Genomic DNA, 11,932 nt, shown 5'->3' with positions numbered 1-11,932 from the left:
TCCTCCCCGCCCCCTTCCCCCACATCCCGCCCACGTCCCGCCCCCCCGTTCCTCCCCGCACCGATCCGAAGCTCCGAAGCTCCGAAGCACAGGAATTCCTTGAAAGGCGATACACCGATGTCGGACGAAACGAAGCTCGTTGACTACCTGAAGCGGGTCACCGCCGACCTGCGTCAGACGACTCGACGGCTTCGCGAGGTGGAGGCGGAGGCCACCGAGCCGATCGCGATCGTCGGGATGAGCTGCCGCTACCCCGGTGGCGTGCGGACACCGGAGGACCTGTGGGAGCTGGTGTCGGGCGGCCGGGACGGCATCTGCGTCTTCCCCTCCGACCGGGGCTGGGACGTGGAGGCCCTGTACGACGAGGACCCGGAGCGGCGGGGGACCTCGTACACCCGCGAAGGCGGTTTCCTCGACGCCGCCGGGGAGTTCGACGCGGGGTTCTTCGGGGTGTCGCCGCGCGAGGCGCAGGCGATGGACCCGCAGCACCGGTTGCTGCTGGAGACCTCGTGGGAGGCGTTCGAGCGGGCGGGCATCGACCCGCTGTCGGTGAAGGGGCAGCGGGTCGGGGTCTTCGCCGGGCTGATGTACCACGACTACGGGACGAGCGTCGCCGAGGTGCCCGAGGAGCTGGAGGGCTACCTCGGCAACGGCAGCGCGGGCAGCATCGCCTCCGGCCGCATCTCGTACACGCTGGGCCTGGAGGGCCCGGCGGTGACCGTGGACACCGCCTGCTCCTCCTCCCTCGTCGCCCTGCACCTGGCCGTGCAGGCGCTGCGGCGCGGTGAGTGCACGATGGCCCTCGCGGGCGGGGTCACCGTCATGGCGACGCCCGCGACCTTCGTGGAGTTCAGCCGCCAGCGGGGCCTGTCGGCGGACGGCCGCTGCAAGTCCTTCGCCGACGGCGCCGACGGCACCGGCTGGGGCGAAGGCGTCGGCATGCTGCTCGTGGAACGGCTCTCGGACGCCGTGGCCAACGGACACCGCGTCCTGGCCGTCGTCCGCGGCAGCGCGGTCAACCAGGACGGCGCCAGCAACGGCCTGACCGCCCCCAACGGCCCCTCCCAGCAGCGCGTCATCCGCCAAGCCCTCGACAGCGCCGGGCTCACCACCGCCGACGTCGACGCCGTCGAAGCCCACGGCACGGGAACCAAGCTCGGCGACCCCATCGAAGCCCAGGCCCTCCTCGCCACCTACGGACAGGACCGGGCAGGCTCCGCACCCCTGTGGCTGGGCTCGGTGAAGTCCAACATCGGGCACACGCAGGCCGCCGCCGGTGTCGCGGGCGTCATCAAGATGGTGCAGGCCATGCGCCACGGCTCCCTCCCGCGCACCCTGCACGTCGACGCCCCGTCGAGCCACGTCGACTGGTCGGCGGGAGCCGTCGAGCTGCTGACCGAGGCCCGGCCCTGGCCCGAGACCGGCCGCGCGCGCCGCGCGGGCGTCTCCTCGTTCGGCATCAGCGGCACCAACGCGCACATCATCCTGGAGCAGGCTCCCGAGGCCGTCCCCGCCGACGCGGAGCCCGAGGGCGCGGAGCCGCAGCCGCAGGCCGCCGCCGTCACCCCGCCCGCCACCCTCCCGTTCCTCGTCTCCGGCCGCACCCCCGAGGCCCTGCGGGCCCAGGCCGGGCGGCTGGCCGCGTTCCTGCGGGAGTCCCCCGAGGCGGCGGCCGCCGCCCCCGTCGACCTCGCCTACTCGCTGGCCGCATCCCGCTCCACCTGGGAGCACCGGGTCGCCGTCGTCGCCGACGACCGCGAGGAACTGCTCGGCGCCCTCGACGCCCTCGCCGGCGGCGCCGGAGCCGCGCCCGGGCTGGTGCGGGGCACGGCCGGGAAGGGCCGCACGGCGTTCCTGTTCACCTTCCAGGGCAGCCAGCGCCCCGGCATGGGCCGTGAACTGTACGAGGCGTTCCCGGTGTTCGCCGCCGCCTTCGACGAGGTCTGCGCCGAACTCGACCGACACCTGGACCGGCCGATCCGCGAGATCGTGTTCGCCCCCGAGGGCACCCCCGAGTCCGCCCTCATCGACCGCACCCTGTACTCCTCGCCGGCCATCTTCGCCCTCGAAGTCGCCCTGTACCGGCTGCTGGAGCACTGGGGCATCCGCCCCGACCTGGTCTCGGGCGGCTCGATCGGCGACTCGGCCGCCATCCACGTCACCGGCGTGCTCTCGCTCGCCGACGCCGCGACCCTGGTGACCGCCCGCAGCCGGCTGATGAACGAGCTGCCCGCGGGCGGCGGCATGGTCGCCGTCGAGGCTCCCGAGCAGGTGGTCCGCGAGGCCCTGGACGAACTCGACGGGCGGGTGAGCATCGGCCTCGTCAACGGGCCGGAGGCGTTCGTGGTCTCGGGCGACGAGGACCTGATCGCCGGGCTCGGCGACCGCTGGAAGGCCGAGGGCTACCGCATCAAGCGGCTGACCGTCGGGCACGCCTTCCACTCCCCGCACATGGACCCGATGCTCGACGCCTTCCGGGAGGTCGCCCGTTCGCTCACCTTCCGGGCGCCGCGCATCCCGATGGTCGACGCACTGACCGGCGAGCTGATGGACGCCGACCGGATGTGCGACCCCGAGTACTGGGTGCGGCACGTCCGCGAGGCCGTGCGGTTCGTCGACGCGGTGCGGACGCTGGAGTCGGAGGGGGTGACGACCTACCTGGAGGTCGGGCCGCTCGCCATGCAGAGCCTGATGGCCCGCGCCTGCCTGACCGCCGAGTCCGAGGCCGCGCTGGTGCCGTCGCTGCGCCGGGACCGGCCCGAGGTGTGGTCGCTGGTGCACGCCGTCGCCCAGCTGCACGTGCGGGGCGTACGGGTGGACTGGGAACGCTTCCACGCCGACACCCGCCCGGCGGTGACGGACCTGCCGACGTACGCCTTCCAGCGCGAGCGGTACTGGCTGAAGTCCGCCGGTACCCCGGGCGCGCTCGGCGCCGGTGCGGTCGCAGCCGAGCTGGGGCTGAGCCTGGCCGGGCATCCGCTGCTCGGTACCGCGATCTCCCTGGCCGACTCCGGGGGCTTCCTGTTCACCGCCCGGCTGTCGCTGCGCTCGCACGGCTGGCTGGCGGACCACCGGGTGCTGGGCCGGGCGGTCGTTCCCGGCGCGGCGCTCGTGGAGCTGGCCGTGCGGGCCGGTGACGAGGCCGGCTGCGGCACCCTCGACGAACTGACCCTGGCCGCGCCCCTGGTGCTGCCCGAGGACGGCGGGGTCCAGCTGCGGCTCACGGTGGCGGAGCCGGACGGGCAGGGCCGGCGGGCGCTGAGCCTGTACTCCCGCCCGGAGGACGCCCCCGAGGACACCCCGTGGACCCGGCACGCCTCCGGTTCACTCTCCCCCGGCGGGTCCGCCCCCGGCGAAGGCCTGGCCGTGTGGCCGCCCACCGGCGCCGAACGGCTCGACACCGACGGCCTGTACGAGGCCCTGAGCACGGCCGGACTCGCCTACGGCCCGGTCTTCCAGGGGCTGAAGGCCGCCTGGAAACTCGGCGAGGAGATCTACGCCGAGATCGCCCTCCCCGAGGACGCCACCACCGACGCGGACCGCTACGGCATCCACCCCGCCCTCCTCGACGCCGCCCTGCACGGCATCGGCCTCGGCTCCTTCGTCACCGGCGACGGCGCAGCACGACTGCCGTTCAACTGGTCGGGGGTGTCCCTGCACGCGGCCGGCGCCTCTGCCCTGCGGGTCCGCATCGCCCCCACCGGGACGGACTCGGTGGCACTCACCCTCGCCGACCAGACCGGGGCGCCCGTCGCCACCGTCGAGTCCCTCGCCCTGCGTGCCGTCACCGCCGAGCAGCTGGAGGACGGCTCGCTGCGCGACGCCCTGTTCCGCCTGGAATGGGTCGAGCCCGTGCTCGGGGACGGTACCGGCGGGGAGTGGGCCTGGCTGGACGAGGAGGGCGACGGCGACGGCGTTCCCCCGTACCTGGTCACCCGCACCCCGGCAGGCGAGGTGCATTCCGCCGTCGCCGAGGCCCTGCGGCTGGTGCGGTCCTGGCTGGCCGAGGAGCGCTTCGCCGCCTCCCGGCTGGTGTTCACCGCCGAGCGGCAGGACCCGGCCACGGCCGCCGTGTGGGGACTGGTGCGTACCGCGCAGACCGAGAACCCCGGCAGGTTCGCCCTGGTCGAGACCGCCGACATCGAAGCCACCTGGGAAGAGATCTCCACCGCGCTCGCCGCCGGCGAGGAGCAGATCGCCCTGCGGGACGGCCGGACCCTCGTCCCCCGCCTGGCCCGGGCCACGCCCGCCCCGGCCGAGGGGCCGGCGTTCGGGGACGGCACCGTCCTGATCACCGGCGGCACGGGCGGCCTGGGCGCGCTGTTCGCCCGGCACCTGGTCACCGAGCACGGCGTCCGCGACCTGCTGCTGACCAGCCGACGCGGCGAGAACGCCCCCGGCGCCACCGAACTCGCCACGGATCTGGAAGAGTTGGGGGCACGCGTCCGCATCGCCGCCTGCGACGCCGCCGACCGCGAAGCACTCGCCGCGCTCCTGGACACCCTCGACCGGCCCCTGACCGCCGTCCTGCACTCCGCCGGTGTACTGGACGACGGGGTGATCGGGGCGCTGACCCCCGAGCGCGTAACCGCCGTCCTGCGCCCCAAGGCGGACGCGGCCCACCACCTGCACGAGCTGACCCGGGATGCCGGGCTCTCCGCCTTCGTGGTCTTCTCCTCCGTCGCCGGAGTCTTCGGCGGTGCGGGACAGGCCGGCTACGCGGCCGCGAACAGCTACCTCGACGCCCTCATGGCCGAACGCCGGGCCGCCGGCCTGCCCGGCCTGTCGCTCGCCTGGGGCCTGTGGGCCGGGGTCGGCGGCATGGGCGACACCCTCTCCGACGAGGACGTCGAACGCATCGGCCGCTCCGGCATCCACGCCCTCACCATCGACCAGGGCCTGGCCCTCTTCGACGCCGCCCTCGGCACCGGAGAACCCCTCCTCGTCCCTGTCCCCCTCGACCTGCGCACCCTGCGCACCCGCGACCAGACCCCCGGCCTCCTGCGGACCCTGGTCGGCACGACCCGGCGGCGCGGTACCGCCGCGGCGGCGGCGGACACCGGATCCTCGCTGGCGAACCGCCTGGCGGTACTGGGCCGGACCGAACAGCGGGCGCTCCTGCTGGACCTGGTGTGCACGCGGGCCGCCGCGGTCCTCGGGCACGTCGGCGGCGGTGCGGTGGACGCCGAGCGGGCCTTCCGCGAGCTGGGCTTCGACTCCCTCACGGCGGTCGAGTTCCGCAACCTGCTGATGGCCGAGACGGGTGTCCGGCTCTCCTCGACGGTGGTCTTCGACCACCCCAATCCGGCCGCCCTCGCCGAGTTCCTGCGGACCGAGCTGGTCGGCGAGGACACCGACGCCCGGTCCGCCGCCCCGGTGGCGGCCGGCGACGACGAGCCGATCGCGATCGTCGGCATGAGCTGCCGCTACCCGGGCGGCGTCGAAACCCCCGAGGACCTGTGGCGGCTGGTCGCCGACGGCCGGGACGGCATCACCGGCTTCCCGGAGAACCGCGGCTGGGACCTGGAGGCCATCTACCACCCCGACCCCGAGCACCGGGGGACCTCGTACACCCGCGAGGGCGGCTTCCTGCACGACGTGGCCGAGTTCGACGCGGAGTTCTTCGGGATCTCCCCGCGCGAAGCCCTCGCGATGGACCCGCAGCAGCGGCTGCTGCTCCAGGCCGCCTGGGAGGCCTTCGAGCGGGCCGGGATCGACCCCAAGGCGATGAAGGGCTCGCGTACGGGCGTCTTCGCCGGGCTGATGTACCGCGACTACCTGACGCGGCTCTCCTCGATCCCGCAGGAACTCGAAGGCTTCCGGGGCACCGCAAGCAGCGGCAGCGTCGCCTCCGGACGCGTCTCGTACCTGTTCGGGCTGGAGGGCCCGGCGGTGACCGTGGACACCGCCTGCTCCTCCTCCCTCGTCGCCCTGCACCTGGCGGTGCAGGCGCTGCGGCGCGGTGAGTGCACGATGGCCCTGGCGGGCGGGGTGACGGTGATGTCCTCGGCCGGCACCTTCGTGGAGTTCAGCCGTCAGCGCGGGCTGTCGGCGGACGGCCGCTGCAAGTCCTTCGCAGAGGGCGCCGACGGCACCGGCTGGGGCGAGGGCGTCGGCATGCTGCTCGTGGAACGGCTCTCGGACGCCGTGGCCAACGGACACCGCGTCCTGGCCGTCGTCCGCGGCAGCGCGGTCAACCAGGACGGCGCCAGCAACGGCCTGACCGCCCCCAACGGCCCCTCCCAGCAGCGCGTCATCCGCCAAGCCCTCGACGCCGCCGGGCTGACCGCCGCCGACGTCGACGCCGTCGAAGCCCACGGCACGGGAACCAAGCTCGGCGACCCCATCGAAGCCCAGGCCCTCCTCGCCACCTACGGACAGGAACGTGCGGACGGCGAACCGCTGTGGCTGGGCTCCATCAAGTCCAACATCGGGCACACCCAGGCCGCCGCCGGTGTCGCGAGCATCATCAAGATGGTGCAGGCCATGCGCCACGGGGTCCTCCCCCGCACCCTGCACATCGACGCCCCGTCGAGCCAGGTCGACTGGTCGGCCGGCGCGGTGGAGCTGCTGACCGAGGACCGGGCCTGGCCCGAGACCGGCCGCACGCGCCGCGCGGGCGTGTCCTCGTTCGGCATCAGCGGCACCAACGCCCACGTCATCTTGGAGCAGGCCCCCGAGCAGGAACCGGCCACCACGACCGCCCGGCCGCTCGCGGACGGCGCACTGGTGCCGTGGATGCTCTCGGGCCGCTCGGCGGAAGCCCTGCGGGCGCAGGCCGAGCGCCTGTTGGCGCACGTCGAGGCACGGCCCGAGCTGGCCGTCGCCGACGTGGCGTACTCCCTGATGGGGCGGTCCGAGATGGAACACCGCGCCGTGGTCGTGGGCCGGGACCGCGAGGAGTTCCTGGCCGGTCTGCGCACCCTCGCCCGCGACGGCGCCACCACGACGGCTCCGGTGTCCGCGAACGGGCCGGGCAGCGGGCCCGCGGTGCTGTTCACAGGGCAGGGCAGCCAGCGGATCGGCATGGGCCGCGAGCTGTACGAGACGTTCCCGGTGTTCGCGGCCGCCTTCGACGCGGTGTGCGCGGAACTCGGGGACGGCCTCAAGGAGATCGTCTTCGGCGAGAACGCCGAAGCCCTGGACCGCACCGGAACCACCCAGCCCGCCCTCTTCGCCATCGAGGTCGCCCTCTACCGCCTGGTGGAGTCCTGGGGCATCACCCCGCGGTTCGTCGGCGGGCACTCGGTCGGCGAGATCGCCGCCGCGCACGTCGCCGGGGTGCTGTCGCTGCACGACGCGGCAGTCCTGGTCAGCGCACGCGGGCGGCTCATGGAAGCCCTGCCCGAGGGCGGGGTCATGGTCTCCGTCCGGGCGGGCGAGGAACAGGTCGCCCCGCTGCTGGTCCCCGGCGCGGCCATCGCCGCCGTCAACGGCCCCGAGGCCGTCGTCATCTCCGGCGCGCGGGAAGCCGTCGAGGAAGTCGTCGCGCTGCTCACCCCCCTGGGCGTCAAGTCCAAGGCCCTGCGCGTCAGCCACGCCTTCCACTCCCCCCTCATGGACCCGATGCTGGAGGAGTTCCGGAACGCCATCTCCGGCCTGGACTTCCACCAGCCGAACATCCCCTTCGTCTCCGCCCTCACCGGCAGCCTCGTCACCGACGAGATCGCCCGCCCCGACTACTGGGTCAGCCACGTCCGCGAAGCCGTCCGCTTCCACGACGCCATCCACACCCTCGAAACCGAAGGCGCCACCACCATCCTGGAGCTGGGCCCCGACGCCGTATTGACCGCCATGGCCCGCCCCTGCCTCACCGACGAGAACACCGCACTCGTCCCCACCCTCCGCCGGGGCCGCGACGAGGTACAGGGCCTGACCGCGGCGGTCTCCGAGCTGCACCGCCACGGTGTGGACCTGGACTGGGAAGCCCTCTGCGGGATGTCCGTCGACTGGGACACCTTCTTCGCCGAGTCCGGTGCCTCCCGCGTCGACCTGCCCACCTACGCCTTCCAGCGGCAGCGTTTCTGGCTGGAGGACACCGGCCCGCAGGCCCCGCAGGACGTGGAGTCGGTCGGTCTCAAGGCGGCGGGGCACCCGCTGCTGGGTGCCGCGATCGCCCTGCCCGATTCCGACGGGGTGATGTTCACCGGACGGCTGACGACCCGGGGGCCGGCCTGGATCGGCGACCACCGGGTGTTGGGGAAGCCGGTGGTGCCCGGTGCGGCCGTCGCGGAGCTCGCGGTGCGGGCCGGTGACGAGGCCGGCTGTGGGTTCCTGGACGAGCTGACCCTCGAAGCCCCGCTCGTCCTCCCCGAGGACGGCGGTGTCCAGCTGCGGGTGCTGGTCGGGGAGGCTGCGGCCGAGGGGCCGGGCTCGCGCCCGGTCACGGTGTTCTCGCGGTCGGAGGACGCCCCCGAGGACACCCCGTGGACCCGGCACGCCTCCGGTTCGGTGGCTCCCGGCGGGTCCGCCCCCGGGGAAGGCCTGGCCGTGTGGCCGCCCGCCGGCGCCGAACGGCTCGACACCGACGGCCTGTACGAGGCCCTGAGCACGGCCGGACTCGCCTACGGCCCGGTCTTCCAGGGGCTGAAGGCCGCCTGGAAACTCGGCGAGGAGATCTACGCCGAGATCGCCCTCCCCGAGGACGCCACCACCGACGCGGACCGCTACGGCATCCACCCCGCCCTCCTCGACGCCGCCCTGCACGGCATCGGCCTCGGCTCCTTCGTCACCGGCGACGGCGCAGCACGACTGCCCTTCGCCTGGACGGGACTCTCCCTCCACGCCACCGGGGCCACCGCCCTGCGCGTGCGCATCACCGCCGCCGGAACGGACTCCGTGGCGCTGACCCTCGCCGACCAGACCGGCGCCCCGGTCGCCACCGTCGAATCCCTCGCCCTGCGCGCCGTCACCGCCGAACAGCTGGAGGACGGCTCGCCGCGCGACGTCCTGTTCCGCCTGGACTGGGCCGGCCTGGCCCTCGACGGCGCCGCCGACGCGGGCGGCACGTGGGCCGTGCTGGGCGGCGCGGACGGCTACGCCGCCACGGCCCTGCGCGGTGCGGGCGTCGGCTTCGACGCGTACGCCGGTCTCGCCGAGGCGGCCGCCGCGGCCGTGGCTCCGCAGGTGCTGGTGGTGCCCGTGGAGGGTGCCGGGGAGGCTTCGGCGGAGCGGGTGCGGGAGCTGGTCGGGCGGGTCCTGGAGCTGCTGCGGGACTGGCAGGCGGACGAGCGGTTCGCCGGGACCCGGCTGCTGCTGCTGACCTCCGGTGCGGTCGTCGCCCGGGCGGGAGAGGCCGTGCACGATCTCGCGGCGGCCGCCGTCTGGGGTCTGGTGCGGTCCGCGCAGGCGGAGAACCCGGGCAGGATCGTGCTGGCCGACGGGCCGCGCCCCGGGCATGCGGGCGCCGGCCTCGGCTGGGACGTGCTGCCCGCCGCCCTGGCCGCCGACGAGCCCCAGCTGGCCTTGCGCGGCGGGGAGTTCTTCGTGCCGCGGCTGGCGCGGGCGCTGGCCTCGGAGGCGCTGGCCGCGCCTGCCGGTGAGGGGTCGTGGCGGCTGGACGTGCGGGGCCGGGGGACCCTGGAGAACCTGGCGCTGGTGCCCGCGCCGGAGGCGGACCTGCCGCTCGGCGCCGGACAGGTGCGGATCGGGGTCCGTGCGGCGGGCCTCAACTTCCGTGACGTGATGCTCTCGCTGGGCCTGTACCCGGGCGAGTTCGTGCTCGGCGGCGAGGGCGCGGGCGTGGTCCTGGAGACGGGGCCGGGGGTGACCTCGGTGAAGCCGGGCGACCGGGTGATGGGCATCTTCGACGGGGCGTTCGGGCCGGTGGCCGTCGCCGACGCGCGGAGCGTGCACCGCATCCCGAAGGGGTGGACGTTCGCCCAGGCCGCGGCCGTGCCGATCGTGTTCATGACCGCGTACTACGGGCTGGTGGACCTGGCCCGGGCGCGGCGCGGCGAGCGGGTGCTGATCCACGCGGCGGCCGGCGGCGTCGGCATGGCCGCCGTGCAGCTGGCCCGGCACCTGGGGCTGGAGGTGTACGGCACGGCCAGCCCCGGCAAGTGGGACGTGCTGCGGGCGGCGGGCCTGGACGGGGCGCACCTGGCGAACTCGCGGACCCTGGACTTCGAGGGCGCGTTCCTGGAGGCCACCGGCGGGCGGGGCGTGGACATCGTCCTCGACTCCCTGGCCCGGGAGTTCGTGGACGCCTCGCTGCGGCTGCTGCCGGGCGGTGGCCGGTTCCTGGAGATGGGCAAGACCGACATCCGGGTGCCGGCGGAGGTCGCCGAGACGCACCCGGGGGTGGAGTACCGGGCGTTCGACCTGGTGGACGCCGGTCCGGAGCGGATCGGCGAGATGCTCGCCGCGCTGGTGGAGCTGTTCGAGAGCGGGGAGTTGTCGCCGCTGCCGGTCACGACCTGGGACGTCCGGCAGGCCAAGGACGCGTTCCGGTACGTCAGCGGGGCCAAGCACACCGGCAAGGTGGTGCTGACGGTCCCGGCGGGCTTCGACCCGGAGGGCACGGTGCTGGTCACGGGCGGTACGGGCGCGCTGGGCGCGCTGCTGGCCCGTCACCTGGTGCGGGAGTACGGGGTGCGGCACCTGCTGCTGACCAGCCGGCGCGGGCCGCGGGCGGCCGGGGCGGCGGAGCTGACCGCCGCCCTGGCGGAGCTGGGCGCGCGGGCGGAGGTCGTGGCCTGTGACGTGGCGGACCGGGAGGCGCTGGCGGGGCTGCTGGCGGGGATCCCGGCGGCGCACCCGCTGACGGCGGTCGTGCACACGGCCGGTGTGCTCGACGACGGGATCCTCGGGTCGCTGACCGGGGAGCGGCTGGAGCGGGTGCTGCGCCCGAAGACGGGGGCGGCGCTGGCGCTGCACGAGCTGACGCGGGACCTGGACCTGTCGGCGTTCGTGCTGTTCTCCTCGGCGGCCGGGGTGTTCGGCAACCCGGGGCAGGCCAACTACGCGGCGGCGAACGCCTCCCTGGACGCGCTGGCGCTGCACCGGCGGGCGCTGGGCCTGCCCGCGGTGTCCCTGGCGTGGGGCATGTGGGAGGAGGCCAGCGAGATGACGGCCCATCTGGACGGCGGCGAGCGGTCGCGGCCCCGGCGGGGCGGCGCGGGGGCGCTGGGCTCGCGGGAGGGGCTGGCGCTGTTCGACGCGGCGTTCGCGGACGGTGCGGCGGTGCTGGTCCCGGCGCGGCTGGACCTGCGCGCGGTGTCCGGGTCGGCCGGTCCGGTGCCGCCGCTGCTGCGGGGCCTGGTCCGTTCGGCGGGCCGGCGGGCGGCGGCCGCGGCGCAGCAGCAGCCCGGCGGGGTGTCGCCGGCGGAGCGGCTGGCGGGGCTGTCGCCGGTGGCGCGGGAGCGCGAACTGCTGGAGATCGTCCGGGAGAACACGGCGGTGGTGTTCGGGCACGCGAGCGGTGACACGGTCGACGTGGCGAAGCCGTTCAAGGCGCTGGGCATCGACTCGCTGACGGCGCTGGAGCTGCGCAACCGGGTGACGGCGGCGACGGGGCTGCGGCTGCCGCCGACGCTGGTGTTCGACTGCCCGACGCCGGCGGCGCTCGCGGAGCGGCTGCTGGAGGAGTTCGCGGGCGCCGGCGGCGGCGCCGGGGCCACGGCCGGGGAGCCGGCCGGGCCGGCGGCGGTCCTGGCGGAGATCGACCGGCTGGAGTCGGCGATCGGCGCGGTGGACGCGGCCGACGAGGCGGCGGTCGGGGCCCGGCTGCGGGAGCTCCTGGCCGCCTGGAACGGCCGGACGGCGGCGGTCGCGCCGGACACCGGCACGGCGGACCTCGAAGGGGCGACCGCCGAGGACATCTTCGACCTGCTCGACGGCGAGCTGGGGACGCTCTGACGCCGCCACCCGAAGCCGCACCCCCCGCAAGCCCGACCCCTGTTGGAGCGATCGCACGTGACGAACACCAGCC

General features: G+C 75.1%; 1 protein-coding gene. It reads left to right on the top strand.

Going from position 1 to position 11,932, the window contains the following annotated elements; translation table 11 throughout:
- Window positions 1–99: 99 nt before the first annotated feature.
- Entirely contained in the window at window positions 100–11,859 is an 11,760-nt protein-coding gene (locus tag BX286_RS34540) for a type I polyketide synthase (RefSeq protein ID WP_261993672.1), read from the top strand.
- Window positions 11,860–11,932 lie beyond the last annotated feature (73 nt).

Source organism: Streptomyces sp. 3211.6 (assembly GCF_003634815.1).
Classification (GTDB): Bacteria; Actinomycetota; Actinomycetes; order Streptomycetales; family Streptomycetaceae; genus Streptomyces; species Streptomyces katrae_A.
This window is presented reverse-complemented; position numbering and strand designations above follow the sequence as displayed.